14 protein-coding genes, 1 tRNA gene and 1 pseudogene are annotated in these 14,761 nt (G+C 70.5%); 9 read left to right on the top strand and 7 right to left on the bottom strand.

Annotated elements, in window-relative coordinates; translation table 11 throughout:
* Positions 1-40 precede the first annotated feature (40 nt).
* Positions 41-1,699, top strand: a complete 1,659-nt coding sequence (locus J7E93_RS21555) for an FAD-binding dehydrogenase (protein ID WP_215071567.1) — start codon at positions 41-43, stop codon at positions 1,697-1,699.
* Positions 1,700-1,768: 69 nt separating this feature from the next.
* On the opposite strand, the gene J7E93_RS21550 is transcribed toward J7E93_RS21555, so the two are convergent.
* From J7E93_RS21550 to J7E93_RS21540, 3 genes are all read right to left on the bottom strand, one after another.
* Complete coding sequence (locus J7E93_RS21550) at positions 1,769-2,200, bottom strand: ASCH domain-containing protein (protein WP_215071566.1); 432 nt, start codon at positions 2,198-2,200, stop codon at positions 1,769-1,771.
* A 53-nt stretch (positions 2,201-2,253) separates the two neighbouring features.
* A complete protein-coding gene (locus J7E93_RS21545; protein WP_215071565.1) occupies positions 2,254-3,651 on the bottom strand; it encodes a GntP family permease in 1,398 nt (465 codons plus the stop codon).
* A gap of 214 nt (positions 3,652-3,865) precedes the next feature.
* Complete coding sequence (locus tag J7E93_RS21540) at positions 3,866-4,390, bottom strand: gluconokinase (RefSeq protein WP_215071564.1); 525 nt, start codon at positions 4,388-4,390, stop codon at positions 3,866-3,868.
* 138 nt (positions 4,391-4,528) lie between these two features.
* Between J7E93_RS21540 and J7E93_RS21535 the strand changes: the two genes are divergently transcribed.
* The 4 genes from J7E93_RS21535 (at position 4,529) to J7E93_RS21520 (ending at position 8,710) form a co-directional block, all read left to right on the top strand.
* On the top strand, positions 4,529-5,230 hold the full coding sequence (locus tag J7E93_RS21535) for a FadR/GntR family transcriptional regulator (protein WP_215071563.1): 702 nt from the start codon (positions 4,529-4,531) through the stop codon (positions 5,228-5,230).
* Positions 5,231-5,410: 180 nt separating this feature from the next.
* A complete protein-coding gene (locus J7E93_RS21530) occupies positions 5,411-6,880 on the top strand; it encodes an amino acid permease (RefSeq protein WP_215071562.1) in 1,470 nt (489 codons plus the stop codon).
* Positions 6,881-6,992: 112 nt separating this feature from the next.
* Positions 6,993-8,081: an S-(hydroxymethyl)mycothiol dehydrogenase gene (locus tag J7E93_RS21525; protein WP_215071561.1), complete on the top strand. Its 1,089-nt coding sequence runs from the start codon at positions 6,993-6,995 to the stop codon at positions 8,079-8,081.
* Complete coding sequence (locus J7E93_RS21520) at positions 8,081-8,710, top strand: MBL fold metallo-hydrolase (RefSeq protein ID WP_215071560.1); 630 nt, start codon at positions 8,081-8,083, stop codon at positions 8,708-8,710. Before J7E93_RS21525 ends, J7E93_RS21520 begins: the two co-directional genes overlap by 1 nt.
* Here the strand turns inward: J7E93_RS21520 and J7E93_RS21515 are convergent.
* Together J7E93_RS21515 and J7E93_RS21510 are read right to left on the bottom strand one after the other, a co-directional pair.
* Positions 8,694-9,620 carry a pseudouridine synthase gene (locus tag J7E93_RS21515; protein ID WP_215071559.1) on the bottom strand — a complete coding sequence of 309 codons (927 nt, stop codon included), beginning with the start codon at positions 9,618-9,620 and terminating at the stop codon, positions 8,694-8,696. The two genes, J7E93_RS21520 and J7E93_RS21515, sit on opposite strands and share 17 nt — an antisense overlap.
* Positions 9,621-9,771: 151 nt before the next feature.
* Positions 9,772-9,859: transfer RNA gene (locus J7E93_RS21510), tRNA-Leu, on the bottom strand.
* A gap of 210 nt (positions 9,860-10,069) precedes the next feature.
* Between J7E93_RS21510 and J7E93_RS21505 the strand changes: the two genes are divergently transcribed.
* The 3 genes from J7E93_RS21505 to J7E93_RS21495 all read left to right on the top strand — a co-directional run bounded on the left by J7E93_RS21505 (position 10,070) and on the right by J7E93_RS21495 (position 12,710).
* The gene (locus tag J7E93_RS21505) at positions 10,070-11,395 is read left to right on the top strand and encodes a M20/M25/M40 family metallo-hydrolase (protein WP_215071558.1); all 1,326 of its coding nucleotides are present in this window, start codon (positions 10,070-10,072) and stop codon (positions 11,393-11,395) included.
* 144 nt (positions 11,396-11,539) lie between these two features.
* Positions 11,540-11,773, top strand: coding sequence for a chaplin (locus J7E93_RS21500; protein ID WP_215071557.1), 234 nt, complete (start codon positions 11,540-11,542; stop codon positions 11,771-11,773).
* 154 nt (positions 11,774-11,927) lie between these two features.
* Positions 11,928-12,710 (top strand): chaplin, encoded by a 783-nt coding sequence (locus tag J7E93_RS21495; RefSeq protein ID WP_215071556.1) that lies wholly within the window; start codon positions 11,928-11,930, stop codon positions 12,708-12,710.
* Positions 12,711-12,759: 49 nt separating this feature from the next.
* Here the strand turns inward: J7E93_RS21495 and J7E93_RS21490 are convergent, their stop codons facing one another.
* Positions 12,760-12,948 (bottom strand): DUF5703 family protein, encoded by a 189-nt coding sequence (locus J7E93_RS21490; RefSeq protein WP_100106356.1) that lies wholly within the window; start codon positions 12,946-12,948, stop codon positions 12,760-12,762.
* Between the two features lie 47 nt (positions 12,949-12,995).
* Between J7E93_RS21490 and J7E93_RS21485 the strand changes: the two genes are divergently transcribed.
* Complete coding sequence (locus tag J7E93_RS21485; protein WP_215071555.1) at positions 12,996-13,643, top strand: hypothetical protein; 648 nt, start codon at positions 12,996-12,998, stop codon at positions 13,641-13,643.
* A 96-nt stretch (positions 13,644-13,739) separates the two neighbouring features.
* Here J7E93_RS21485 and J7E93_RS21480 read toward each other — a convergent pair.
* A pseudogene (locus J7E93_RS21480) lies at positions 13,740-14,761 on the bottom strand (DNA helicase RecD); the annotation flags it as partial.

Here is a 14,761-nt window from a genome sequence, read left to right as displayed (position 1 = left end):
AACGGTTGACTGGATACATCGGTGTATCCAAGATTCGGTCATGTCGTACGACGCTGATGTGATCGTGATCGGAGCCGGCCTCGCCGGGCTCGTGGCCACCGCCGAGCTGGTCGACGCCGGACGGAGCGTGATCCTGCTCGACCAGGAGCCCGAGCAGTCCCTCGGAGGCCAGGCGCACTGGTCCTTCGGCGGGCTCTTCCTCGTCGACTCGCCCGAGCAGCGCCGGATGCGGATCAAGGACAGTCACGCCCTCGCCCTGCAGGACTGGCTCGGCACGGCGGGATTCGACCGCGAGGAGGAGGACCGCTGGCCGCGGCGCTGGGCGGAGGCGTACGTCGACTTCGCGGCCGGCGAGAAGCGCTCCTGGCTGCACGCGCGCGGCGTCCGGTTCTTCCCCGTGGTCGGCTGGGCCGAGCGCGGCGGGTACGACGCGAACGGGCACGGCAACTCCGTGCCCCGCTTCCACATCACCTGGGGCACCGGCCCCGGCATCGTCGCCCCCTTCGAACGCCGGGTCCGCGAGGGCGTCGCCGCCGGCCGGGTCCAGCTGCGCTTCCGGCACCGGGTGACCGCCCTCGGCCGTACCGCCGGCGCCGTCGACACCGTCAGCGGCGAGATCCTGGAACCCTCGACCGCCGAACGCGGCACCGCGAGCAGCCGCGAGGTGACCGGCGCCTTCGCCTACCGCGCCCAGGCCGTGATCGTCACCTCGGGCGGGATCGGCGGAAATCACGATCTCGTCCGCGCGCAGTGGCCGGACCGGCTCGGCACCCCGCCGACGAAGATGCTCTCCGGTGTGCCCGCCCATGTCGACGGACTCATGCTCGGCATCGCGGAGGCGGCCGGCGCGCGCCACATCAACCGCGACCGGATGTGGCACTACACCGAGGGCATCGAGAACTGGAACCCGATCTGGGCCCGGCACGGCATCCGCATCCTGCCCGGCCCGTCCTCGCTCTGGCTGGATGCCCGCGGCCGGCGGCTGCCCGTCCCGCTCTTCCCCGGCTTCGACACCCTCGGCACCCTCGAACACATCATGCGGACCGGCTACGACCACACCTGGTTCGTGCTCGACCAGCGGATCATCGGCAAGGAGTTCGCGCTCTCCGGCTCGGAACAGAACCCCGACCTGACCGGCAAGTCGATCCGGGACGTCATCGGCCGGGCCAGGGCGGACGTGCCGGGCCCGGTGAAGGCGTTCATGGACAAGGGCGTGGACTTCGTCGTCGAGAAGGACCTCTCCGCACTGGTCCGGGGCATGAACGCACTGACCGACGAGCCGCTTCTCGACGAGGCCGGACTGCGCCGCGAGATCACCGCCCGGGACCGCGAGATCGCGAACCCCTTCACCAAGGACCTCCAGATCACCGCGATCCGAGGCGCCCGCACCTACCTGGGCGACAAGCTGATCCGTACGGCGGCCCCGCACCGGATCCTGGACCCCAAGGCCGGCCCGCTGATCGCCGTACGCCTCAACATCCTCACGCGGAAATCGCTCGGCGGCCTGGAGACGGACCTGTCCTCCCGCGTCCTGACCGAGGCCGGGGAGCCGCTGCCCGGGGTGTACGCGGCGGGCGAGGCGGCCGGCTTCGGCGGCGGCGGGGTCCACGGCTACCGGTCCCTGGAGGGCACCTTCCTCGGCGGCTGCATCTTCTCGGGCCGCGCGGCGGGCCGGGCGGCGGCGCAGGCGGTGTCCTGACGACCCGTCTGCGGCGGGCCGGGCCGCGGCGCAGGCGGTGTCCTGACGACCCGTCGTCCGTCCTCCCTCTCAGGGAGCCGGCAGCACTTCCACCACCCGGAAGCGCTCCGCCACCACCACGGTCGAGTCGTCGACCGTGAAGTGCGGGTCGCCAAGCCCCTCCCGCATCTCCTCGCTGTGCCAGAAGCGCTCGTGGGTCGCCCGCCACTGGGCGACCGAGGTGTATCCCTCGCCCTCGTCGAGCGCGTGCCGGAGGTCGACGTCGCCGAGCGGCAGGACCCGTACCTCCGTCGTCTCGACGACGGCGACCTCGCGCCCGTCGGAGTCGATGAGCGCCGAGCGCTCGCCCACCTCGGGCAGCTCCTCCCGCTCCACCTCCCACTCGGCGAGCAGTCCGGTCGTGGAGGTCTTCTCGCCGGACAGCACGGCGGCGACGAGCTGGTCGCGCAGCGGTCCGGGGAAAGCGAGCAGAAACGGCTTGAGCGCGTGAGGGCCGGTCATGACCGACAGTCTGTCAGCCACGACCGGCCCTCGCCGCGGATATCCCGTGCGGGCTACAACACCAGGGACAGCAGCAGGACGAAGACGATCCCGACGACCGAGATGATCGTCTCCATCACCGACCAGGTCTTGATCGTCTGGCCGACGTTCATCCCGAAGTACTCCTTGACCAGCCAGAACCCGGCGTCGTTCACATGGCTGAAGAAGAGTGATCCGGCGCCGATCGCCAGCACCAGCAGAGCCGTCTCGCTCGTGCCCATGCCCTCGGCGAGCGGGGCGACCAGACCGGCGGCCGAGATCGTCGCCACCGTCGCCGAACCCGTCGCGAGCCGGATGGCCACCGCGATGAGCCAGGCGAGCAGCAGAGCCGGGATCGACCAGTTCTTGGAGAAGTCCAGGATCATCTGGCCCACGCCGACATCGATCAGCGTCTGCTTGAAGCCGCCGCCCGCACCGACGATCATCAGCACGCCCGCGATCGGGGCCAGGGACTTCTCGACGGTCGAGGAGAGACGCTGCTTGGTGAAGCCGGCCGCGCGGCCCAGCGTGAACAGACCGACGATCACGGCCGCGAGTAGCGCGATCAGCGGTGAGCCTATGACGTCGGTGACCTTCTGCAGACCGTTGTCCGGGTTGTCCACGACGATGTCGACCAGCGCCTTGACCAGCATCAAAACGACCGGCAGCAGCACGGTGGAGACGGTCGCGACGAAGCCGGGGCGCTTGTCCAGGTCCTCCGAGGGGCGCGCCGGGATCATGTTCTCGGGGGCGGGGATGTCCACCCAGCGGGCGGCGTACCGGGAGAACAGCGGACCGGCGATGATCACGGTCGGGATGGCGACGAGGACACCCAGCGCGAGCGTGACGCCGAGGTTGGCGCCGAGCGCGTCGATGGCGACCAGCGGGCCGGGGTGCGGCGGGATCAGCCCGTGCATCACCGACAGGCCGGCGAGCGCGGGGATGCCGATCCGCATCAGCGAGTAGTTGCCGCGCTTGGCCACCAGGAGGACCACCGGGATCAGCAGCACGATGCCGACCTCGAAGAAGAGCGGCAGGCCGATGACGGAGGCGATCAGCACCATGGCCCAGGGCATGGACCGGCCGCTCGCCTTGGCGAGGATCGTGTCCACGATCTGGTCCGCGCCGCCGGAGTCGGCGAGCAGCTTGCCGAGGATCGCGCCGAGCGCGATCAGCACACCCACACCGGCGACGGTCTTGCCGAGGCCGGTGGTGAACGAGTCGATGGTCGCCGCGAGCGGCGCCCCGGCGAACGCGCCCAGGGCGAGCGACCCGATGGTCAGCGCCAGGAAGGCGTGCAGCTTGAACTTGGTGATGAGCAGGACGATGACGGCGATGCCCGCGAGCACGGCGATGCCGAGCTGGGCGTTGCCGGCCGAGGTGATCGGCTCGACGGCGTCCGCTGCCAGCATCTCGGCGCTGAGACTGGTCACGGTGGTTCCTTAAGGGACGGGTGGGGGCAGGGGGAGAAGCAGTACCGGGGAGTCCCCGGGTGGAGAGATCAGCGGTACGGAGATCAGCCGCCGGTACGGAGATCAGCCGCCGGTACGAAGATCAGCGGTACGAAGATCAGCGGTACGGCGGTCGAGCGGTACGAAGATCAGCGGTACGGCGGTCGAGCGGTACGGCGGTCGAGCGGTACGGAGATCAGCCGGTGAGCCGGCGCAGCGCGGCGGCGGCCCGTTCGGCGATCTCCTCGGGGGTGCCGGAGACATCGACGGCGACGCCGGCCTCGTCGTCCTGCAGAGGCTGCAGGGTGGCGAACTGCGAATCGAGCAGCGCGGTCGGCATGAAGTGCCCCTTGCGCTCGGCCATGCGCCTCTCGATCAGCTCGCGGTCGCCGGTCAGATGGAGGAAGACCACGCCCGGGGCGGCGGCCCGCAGCCGGTCCCGGTAGATCCGCTTCAGCGCGGAGCTGCTCACCACACCGCCGAGTCCGGCCCGGCCGTGCGCCCAGCGCCCGATCGCGTCGAGCCAGGGCCCGCGGTCGGCGTCGTCCAGCGGGATGCCGGCCGACATCTTGGCGACGTTCGCCGCCGGATGGAAGTCGTCGCCCTCGGCGTACGGGACGCCGAGGGCCTCGGCGACCAGCGGACCGATGGTCGTCTTGCCGGTGCCGGCGACGCCCATCACGACGACGACCTGGGGTGCCGTCCGGGGGGTGGTGCTCATGGGTGGTGCCTCGCTGTCTTCTTCGACATCGATTCCGTCGCGCTCATGAAACCCATTGGGTACGACGTATTCAAGAGCCTGTGACATAAAAGTCATACTTTTTGTTCCCGATCTCCGCTCCCACATAGGCTGAGCCCCATGACGACACCGGCCCAGGGGCTCCATCCGCACGTCCTCGCCACCCTGGGTCTCGCGATCACCGCGGGGGAGTACCCACCCGGCAGCGTGCTCCGCACGGACGAGCTGTCCCAGCGCTTCGACGTCTCCCGGACGGTCGTCCGCGAGGTCGTCCGCGTCCTGGAGTCCATGCACCTGGTCGAGTCCCGCCGCCGGGTCGGCGTGATCGTGCTGCCGACGGAGCGGTGGAACGTGTACGACCCCCAGGTCATCCGCTGGCGCCTGGCCGGCGCCGACCGCCCCCGTCAGCTGCGCTCGCTGACGGTGCTGCGCTCCGCGGTCGAGCCGGTCGCGGCCGGTCTCGCCGCCGTCCACGCCACCCCCGAGCAGTGCCGCGAGCTGACCGAGCAGGCCCTCGGCATGGTCGCCACCTCGCGCGGCCGGCAGCTGGAGGCGTACCTCGTCCACGACATCGCCTTCCACCGGGTCGTCCTCAACGCCTCGGGGAACGAGATGTTCGCCCGCCTCGGCGACGTGGTCGCGGAGGTGCTCACGGGCCGTACGCACCACCAGGTGATGTTCGAGGATCCCGACCCGGCCGCCGTCACCCTCCATGTGCAGGTCGCCGAGGCGGTACGGGAGAAGGACGCGGTACGCGCCGAGGAGCTGACCCGCCAGATCGCGGTCGGCGCCCTCAAGGAGCTGGACGTCCTCGCGCCGTAAGTCCCTGTTCACCCTTGCGTAAGCTCAGAATTAGCTCAAATAAGGGCGTTCAGTGACATTGGCCACAGCTTGGAACCCCACCTTGCCGTGAGGATGTGCGACGGCCGTGCTGTGGAAGACCTCCACGCGCGCGGCCGGGTACCGCACAGACCCTCCCCCCTCACGAAGGCGAACAACTCCATGAGTGACCGCACCTCCCCTGCGGCCGACACGCTGTCCGCCACGCCCCCGGCGTCCGTGGCGTCCGACACCCCCCACGTCGACGCCGGTGACGCCGGGTACCGCAAGGACCTGAAGTCCCGGCACATCAACATGATCGCCATCGGTGGCGCGATCGGCACCGGCCTCTTCCTCGGCGCCGGTGGCCGCATGGCCAACGCCGGACCGTCCCTCTTCATCGCCTACGCGGTCTGCGGCGTCTTCGCCTTCTTCGTGGTCCGGGCCCTGGGCGAGCTGGTCCTGTACCGCCCGTCCTCCGGCGCCTTCGTCTCGTACGCCCGTGAGTTCATGGGCGAGAAGGGCGCCTACACGGCCGGCTGGCTCTACTTCCTCAACTGGTCGACCACCGCCATCGCCGACATCACCGCGGCCGCCACCTACGCCCACTTCTGGGCCATGTTCAGCGACGTCCCGCAGTGGATCCTGGCGCTGATCGCCCTCGCGGTCGTCCTCGCCGCCAACCTCATCTCGGTGAAGTACTTCGGCGAGATGGAGTTCTGGTTCGCGATCATCAAGGTCGGCGCCCTCGTCGCCTTCATGCTGATCGGCATCTTCCTCGTCGTCACCGAGCACGAGATCGGCGGCCACACCCCGGGCCTCGCCACCATCACCGACAACGGCGGCATCTTCCCCAGCGGCGTCATGCCGATGCTGCTCCTCGTCCAGGGCGTCGTCTTCGCCTACGCCTCCGTCGAGCTGTGCGGCGTCGCCGCCGGTGAGACCGAGAACCCCGAGAAGATCATGCCGAAGGCGATCAACTCGATCATGTGGCGCGTGGGTCTCTTCTACGTCGGCTCGGTGGTCCTGCTCGCCTTGCTGCTGCCGTACACCGCCTACTCCGGCGACCAGAGCCCCTTCGTCACCGTCTTCGACAAGCTCGGCATCCCGGGCGGCGCCGGCGTCATGAACCTGGTCGTCCTCACGGCCGCGCTCTCCAGCCTGAACTCCGGCCTGTACTCCACCGGCCGCATCCTGCGCTCGATGTCGCTGGCCGGCTCCGCGCCCAAGTTCACCGGCGTCATGAACAAGGGAGGCGTCCCCTACGGCGGCATCCTGCTCACCGCCGGATTCGGCGTCCTCGGCGTCGTGCTCAACTTCCTCATGCCGGGTGAGGCCTTCGAGCTGGTGCTGAACTTCGCCTCCATCGGCATCCTCGGCACCTGGGCCATGATCATGGTCTGCTCGCTGCTGTTCTACCGCCGCTCCAAGGAGGGCCGGGTCACCCGTCCCTCGTACAACCTGCCCTGGGCTCCGTACACCCAGATCGTGACCCTCGGCTTCCTCGCCTCCGTCGTGGTCCTCATGTGGATGGACGGCGGCATCGGCCGCACCACCGTCGCCTGCCTCCCGCTCATCGCGGTCATGCTGGTGGCCGGCTGGTTCCTGGTCCGCAAGCGGGTCCGCGCGACCGAGGCCTCGCACAAGGACTGACATCCGTAAGCCGGTTCGATCCGAGACCCCCCGCAGGCGTGATCTGCGGGGGGTCTCGCTCATGGTCAGGAGATAGTGGTACTCAAGAGCCTTACAAGGAAGGGGCGTCAGCATGCCGCAGCAAGTCCAGGGGGTCATCGCCCCCGGCAGGAACGAGCCCGTACGGGTCGAGACGATCGTGATCCCCGACCCGGGCCCGGGCGAGGCCGTGGTGAAGATCCAGGCGTGCGGGGTCTGCCACACCGACCTCCACTACAAACAGGGCGGGATCAACGACGACTTCCCCTTCCTCCTCGGCCACGAGGCGGCGGGCGTCGTCGAGTCGGTCGGCGCCGGTGTCACCGATGTCGCCCCCGGCGACTTCGTGATCCTCAACTGGCGTGCGGTCTGCGGCACCTGCCGGGCCTGCCTGCGCGGCCGTCCCTGGTACTGCTTCGACACCCACAACGCACAGCAGAAGATGACGCTGGCCTCCACCGGCCAGGAGCTCTCCCCGGCCCTCGGCATCGGCGCCTTCGCCGAGAAGACCCTGGTCGCCGCGGGCCAGTGCACCAAGGTCGACCCGTCCGTCGCCCCGGAGGTCGCCGGACTCCTCGGCTGCGGCGTCATGGCCGGCATCGGCGCCGCGATCAACACCGGTAACGTCGGCCGCGGCGACACCGTCGCCGTCATCGGCTGCGGCGGCGTCGGCGACGCGGCGATCGTGGGCTCCCGCCTGGCGGGCGCCGCCCGGATCATCGCCGTCGACATCGACGACCGCAAGCTGGAGACCGCCCGGGCGATGGGCGCCACCCACACGGTCAACTCCCGCTCCGCCGACCCCGTCGAGGCCGTCCGCGAGCTCACCGGCGGCTTCGGTGCCGACGTCGTCATCGAGGCCGTCGGCCGCCCGGAGACGTACCAGCAGGCGTTCTACGCCCGCGACCTCGCCGGCACCGTCGTCCTCGTCGGTGTCCCCACCCCCGAGATGAAGCTCGAACTCCCGCTCCTCGACGTCTTCGGCCGCGGCGGCGCGCTCAAATCCTCCTGGTACGGCGACTGTCTGCCCTCCCGGGACTTCCCGATGCTCATCGACCTGCACCAGCAGGGCCGCATCGACCTCGGAGCGTTCGTCACCGAGACCATCGGACTCGGCGACGTCGAGAAGGCCTTCGCCCGTATGCACGAGGGCGACGTCCTGCGCTCGGTGGTGATCCTCTGATGGCCACCCGCATCGACCACCTGGTCACCTCCGGCACCTTCTCGCTCGACGGCGGCACCTGGGACGTCGACAACAACGTCTGGATCGTGGGCGACGACTCGGAGGCGATCGTCATCGACGCCGCCCACGACGCCTCCGCCATCCTCGCCGCGCTCGACGGCCGCACCCTGCGCGCGATCGTCTGCACCCACGCCCACAACGACCACATCGACGCGGCCCCGGCCCTCGCCGCCGCCACCGGCGCCCGCATCCTGCTCCACGCCGACGACCAGCCGCTCTGGAAGCAGACCCACCCCGACCACACCCCGGACGGAGAGCTCACCGACGGCCAGACCCTGACCATCGCCGGAACGGATCTCAAGGTCCTGCACACCCCCGGTCACGCCCCCGGCGCGGTCTGCCTGTACGCCCCCGACCTGGGCACGGTCTTCACCGGCGACACCCTCTTCCAGGGCGGCCCGGGCGCGACGGGCCGGTCCTTCTCCCACTTCCCGACGATCGTCGACTCGATCCGCGACCGCCTCCTGACCCTGCCACCGGAGACGGTCGTCCGCACCGGGCACGGCGACTCCACGACCATCGGAGCGGAGGCGCCGCACCTTCAGGAGTGGATCACCCGAGGCCACTGAGGCGCAGCCGGCTCTCGAACCGCAACGGCGTTCTCGTGAGCGGGTCGGTGAACTCCAGCCTCCGCGCCAGCAGTTGCAGCGGACGACCGAAGTCCTCCGGCCCGTCCTCACGGACCACGGGATAGACCGGATCGTTCAGGATCGGCAGCCCCAGGGCGTTCATGTGCACCCGCAGCTGATGAGTCTGCCCGGTGGCCGGCAGCAGCCGGTACCGACCGAACCCGTTCCGGTGCTCGACCAGCTCGATCCGGCTCTCGCTGTTCGGCTCGCCCGGCTCCTCCCGGGCGGCCATCACCCCGCGCTCCTTCACGATCCGGCTCCGCACGGTCACCGGCAGCGCGAGCCCCGGATCGTACGGCGCCACCGCCTCGTACTCCTTGCCGACCAGCCGGTCCCGGAACAGCGTCTGGTACGCCCCACGGTCCTGCGGCCGCACGACGAACAGCACCAGCCCCGCCGTCATCCGGTCGAGCCGGTGCGCGGGCTGCAGCTCGGCCGTCCCCAGCTCCCGCCGCAGCCGGGCGAGCGCGGTCTCGGTCACATGCCGACCACGCGGCATCGTCGCCAGGAAGTGCGGCTTGTCGGCGACCACGATCCGCTCGTCGCGGTACACGATCCCGATCTCGAAGGGCACCCGCTCCTCGGGCGGAAAGTCCCGGTGGAACCAGAGCCGCAGCCCGGCGGCGTACGGCTCGCCCCCGCTCACCGGCCCGTCCACCCCCACGAACCGGCCGTCCCGCAGCATCTCCTCGACCCGCCCGACCCCGATGGCACCCCCGAACCGGGCCCGCAGATGATCCCCGACGGTCCCCCACACCCGCCCCGGATCCTCCGGCAACCTCACCCACGCCGGATCCACCCCCTCCCGCTGGGGCAAGGGAGCGGCCGGGACCTTCGCTCTGCGTCTCACCGTCCCTACGGTAACGAGCCCCCCACCCCCACACCGCGGGCCCCCGCCGCCCTTACTCCGCCGCCGCGCCGAGAACCCCGCACGGGGTTCCCCGCCGGCCTCCGGCGTCCACGCCATGCAAAAAAGACCCCAGTTACCTGGGGTCTTTCGCTGGTGTCCGAGGGGGGACTTGAACCCCCACGCCCGATAAAGGGCACTAGCACCTCAAGCTAGCGCGTCTGCCATTCCGCCACCCGGACAAGGTGTCTGTCTTCCCGGCCGCTGGGCCGTTCCGACGTGGAAAACCATAGCAAACATTCGAGGTGGCCGATCACCACCCTCCCCCTGGGGCCGGAACCGTGTGACAGCCGTATGTCGGCCGAGGGGAGCCCTTGGGCCCCGGGGCCGGGCGCGGGAGGATGGGGGCGACCACCAGCAATCATGTGGGGCACGTAGTGGGAGGAAGCAGCGTGAGCGAGTCGAACACGGCACGGAGCGTCACGGGCGAGGACGAGGTCGTCGACCTCTGTCGTGACCTCATCCGCATCGACACCAGCAACTACGGCGACCACTCCGGCCCGGGCGAGCGCGCGGCGGCGGAGTACGTCGCCGAGAAGCTCGCGGAGGTCGGTCTCGAGCCGAAGATCATCGAGTCGCACAAGGGGCGGGCCTCCACCGTCGCCCGCATCGAGGGCGAGGACCCCTCGCGGCCGGCCCTGCTGATCCACGGGCACACCGACGTCGTGCCGACCAACGCCGAGGACTGGACCCACCACCCCTTCTCCGGTGAGGTCGCCGACGGCTGTGTCTGGGGCCGGGGCGCCGTCGACATGAAGGACATGGACGCGATGACCCTCGCGGTCGTACGGGACCGGATGCGCAGCGGCCGCAAGCCCCCGCGCGACATCGTCCTCGCGTTCCTCGCCGACGAGGAGGCGGGCGGCACCTACGGCGCCCGGCACCTGGTCGACAACCACCGGGACCTGTTCGACGGGGTCACGGAGGCCATCGGAGAGGTCGGCGGCTTCTCCTTCACCGTCAACGAGAACCTGCGGCTCTATCTGGTCGAGACGGCCCAGAAGGGGATGCACTGGATGCGTCTGACGGTCGAGGGCACGGCCGGTCACGGCTCCATGACCAACAACGACAACGCCATCACCGAGCTCTGCGAGGCCGTCGGCCGTCTGGGCCGCCACCAGTGGCCGGTCAGGGTCACCAAGACCGTACGGTCCTTCCTGGACGAGCTGTCGGACGCGCTCGGGACCCCGCTCGATCCCGAGGACATGGAGGCCACGCTCGCCAAGCTGGGCGGCATCGCCAAGATGGTGGGCGCCACGCTCCGCAACTCCGCCGCCCCGACCATGCTCGGCGCCGGTTACAAGGTCAACGTCATCCCCGGGCAGGCCACCGCCCACGTCGACGGACGGTTCCTGCCCGGTTACGAGGAGGAGTTCCTGGCCGACCTCGACCGGATCCTAGGACCGCGGGTCAAGCGGGAGGACGTGCACGGGGACAAGGCCCTGGAGACCAGCTTCGACGGTGACCTCGTCGACGCCATGCAGCTGGCCCTCAAGGCGGAGGACCCGATCGCCCGGGCCGTGCCGTACATGCTCTCCGGCGGTACCGACGCCAAGTCCTTCGACGACCTCGGCATCCGCTGCTTCGGCTTCGCCCCGCTCCAGCTTCCTCCGGAGCTCGACTTCGCCGGGATGTTCCACGGCGTGGACGAGCGGGTGCCGGTGGACGGACTGAAGTTCGGCGTCCGGGTACTCGACCGGTTCATCGACGCGTCCTGATTCCGCACTATCCGATAATCGCCCGCCTGTACGTATGTGACCGGAAAGAGTGAATGCGCTCATACGGTCGTAGCCCCATAACTTCCCCCTCGTTACAGGTGATGCGGTCTGCGGTTGGGACCGCATTGCCAACAAGGAGGAATAATGATCAAGAAGGTCGTCGCTGCTGCGGCTGCCACCGGCGGTCTCGTTCTCGCGGGTGCGGGCATGGCCGTTGCTTCGTCGGGTGCCCAGGGTGCTGCCGTCAATGCCCCTGGCGTGGTCTCGGGCAACGTGATCCAGGTGCCGGTTCACATCCCCCTGAACGTGTGCGGCAACACGATCAACGTGGTCGGGCTGCTGAACCCCACCTTCGGCAACACCTGCGTCAACGCCTGAAGTTGTGTCTCGACCCGTGAGGGTCTGAGCCCCGGCCGGCCCCGGAGTGCGTGCCATGCACTCCGGGGCCGGCGGGCATTTCCGCCCCGGGCGCCGTGCCCGGAGGCCCTCCTCTGAAGCCGAGAAGGCAGAAGCCGAGAAGGCAGGACAAGCTATGCGACAGGTCACACGCAAGGGACTGATCACCATTGCGGCCGCGGGCGGCGTGATCGCCCTCGGGGGTGGATACGCGCACGCCGAAGCGGGCGCGAGCGGTACGACCTCGAATTCCCCGGGCATCGCGTCCGGCAATTCCGTCCAGGCGCCGGTGCACGTTCCGGTGAACGTCTGCGGAAACACCGTCAACGTCGTCGGGTTGATCAACCCGGCGTTCGGCAACAAGTGCGCCAACGTCTCCAAGCCGGGGGGCGGCGGCGGCGGCTCCTCGGCCGAGGGGTCCACGAGCAACTCGCCCGGTGTCGGCTCCGGCAACAACGTGCAGGCGCCGGTCCACGTCCCCGTGAACGTGTGCGGGAACAGCATCACGGGTGTCGGCGCCATCAACCCGGCGTTCGGCAACGAGTGCGACAACGGCATCGAGCCGACTCACCCCGGCAACCCGGGAGAGCCGACTCACCCCGGAAACCCGGGCAACCCAGGAAACCCGGGCAACCCCGGAAACCCGGGCAACCCCGGAAACCCGGGCAACCCCGGAAACCCTGGAAATCCGGGAAACCCGGAAACACCGGGCAACCCGGGCAACGAGGGGGAGAACCCGGGCGGACCCGCCTCCCCGCACGGGCCGAACACTCCGGACACGCACACCATCGCGCAGCCGGGGGCCACTGAGGAGCTCGCGGAGACCGGCTCCGGCCCGCTCGGGGTGATCGTCCCGGCCGGCGCGGCCCTGCTGCTCGCCGGCTCCGTGCTCTACCGCCGCGCCCGCCAGTCCGCCTAGGACGCGGGCGCGACACGGAGGGGCCCCGCACGGCGGGGCCCCTTCTCCGTCACCAGGTGGCGCGGACCTGACGAATAATGCGCCTGCGCAGTCGCACTCTGCGGCTGCCGTCCCGGTGCAGGGTCAGGCGGTCCAACTCCCAGTGTCCGTACTCGGCATGGTCGGTCAGGAGCCGCGTCGCCTCCTTGCGGGAGACGCCGCGCGGCACGTACACGTCGACAAATTCGTATTCCGGCATCGCATCTATTGTGCGGGCACGGGCCCGGTACGGATAGCGTCTGTCCCATGTCTGATGCTGCGCAGCCCACCGCTGCCGAGGTACGTGCCGCCGCCGAGGCGGTCAAAGCCGCACTGGACCGTCACCTCGAGGCGGTCGAACGCCGCACGGGGGATGACGACCCGGCCGTCTACGAAGCCTTCAACGCCCTCGCCGCGGCGGCCGAGGCGTACGACGAGCGGCTCTACGACCGGTACGACGAGGTCACCCCCTTCGAGATCCCGGGCGCCGACGACTCCCTGCCGCCGTACGCCGGGCCCGAGGAGCCGCACGCCCTGAGCGTGCTGATCCGTCGCGACTACGCCGTGGTGGATCCGGAGCGCCTGCTCGCCCAGGCCCAGCGCATCGCCGACCTGGAGGACGACGAGGAGCGCGAGGAGTCCGCCGCCAGGGTCGGGGTCAGCACGCATGCGGCGCTCGGTGTGCTCTTCGGCGAGTTCGAACCGGATGAAATCGCCTCTCGTCACAAGGAGTTCGGTCTGGAGGAGGGCGACTCCACCCTCTGGGTCTCCGCTGCCGAGGACCTGCCGGAACCGGGGGAGTGGCTGAACGCCCCCTTCGAGCAGGCCGACCCCGAGCGGATCGTCTGCCGGTTCGACGTGAGCGCGGTCTTCGACGACGAGCTCGACGACGACCTGGAGGAACAGGAAGCCTGACCGTCGGCCCACGCATACGGGCCGGAAACCGTACGGCGGAGGGCGGGGCGCCACACACGGTGCCCCGCCCTCCGCCGTACTTCCGCCGCGCGGACCTCAGTCCTCCGCCGCGGCCAGCAGGGCCTCCAGGAGCGGCCGCAGCCGGGTCGTACGGTCCTGGGAGACTCCCTCCGCCACCGCCCGGGGCAGCGCCTCGTCCACGCCGTGGACGACCGAGAGATGGCGCTCGCCGCGGCCGAAGGCCGTGTAGACCCAGGCCCGGCTCAGCCCCTGGGCCGCGTCGCCCGGCAGGACGACGACCGCCGCGGGCCAGCGCATCCCGGCCGCCTGGTGCGCGGTGAGCGCCCAGCCGTGCCGCAGCGCCGACTCCACCCGCTCCTTCGGCACCAGGAGCTTCTCGCCCTCGCACTCCAGCCGCAGCCCTTCGGCGTCGGCCGAGACGACCGTCCCGGTCAGCGTCCGCCCCGGCGCCGGTACGTACGCCACCCGGTCACCCGGGTCGAAGCCGCCGAAGCGGCCTGGGCCCGGGTTGAGCCGCTGCTTCAGCGCCGCGTTCAGCGCCCGGGTGCCGGCCGACCCGCCGTGGCCGACCGTGATCACCTGCGTCCGCTCGGAGGGCACACCGATCGCCCGGGGTACGGAGTCGGCCACCAGCTGGACCGTGCGGTGGACGGCCTCGCCCGCGTCCCGGACCGGGACGATCACGACCTCCTTGCCGGGGGCCTCGACCTGGTTCAGCTCACCGATGCCGATCCCCGAGATGAGCTCGCCGATCGGACCGGGGTCGGGAACGCGCGACGCGATCTGCGGACACACCCGGGCCGCCAGCAGATCGGCGAACACCCGGCCCGCGCCCGCGGACCCCAGGACACCGGGGTCACCGCTGAGGACCAGACGGCAGCCGTCGGGCAGGGACTCCACGAGCATCGCGGCGCTCTCGACGTCCAGCTGCGGCGCGTCGAGGACGACGAGCAGGTCGAGGGCGAGGGCCCCCTCCTCGTCACGGCCGGGGCCGCCCGCCGCGCCGGACAGCAGCGCGCCGACCGTGAGCGCCTGGGCGCCGAGGCGGCGGACCCCGTTCTCGCTGTGGGCCGCGACCGCGGCCCGCAGGCCCCGCT

The sequence above is a fragment of the Streptomyces sp. ISL-36 genome (genome assembly GCF_018614205.1).
GTDB lineage: Bacteria > Actinomycetota > Actinomycetes > Streptomycetales > Streptomycetaceae > Streptomyces.
This window is presented reverse-complemented; position numbering and strand designations above follow the sequence as displayed.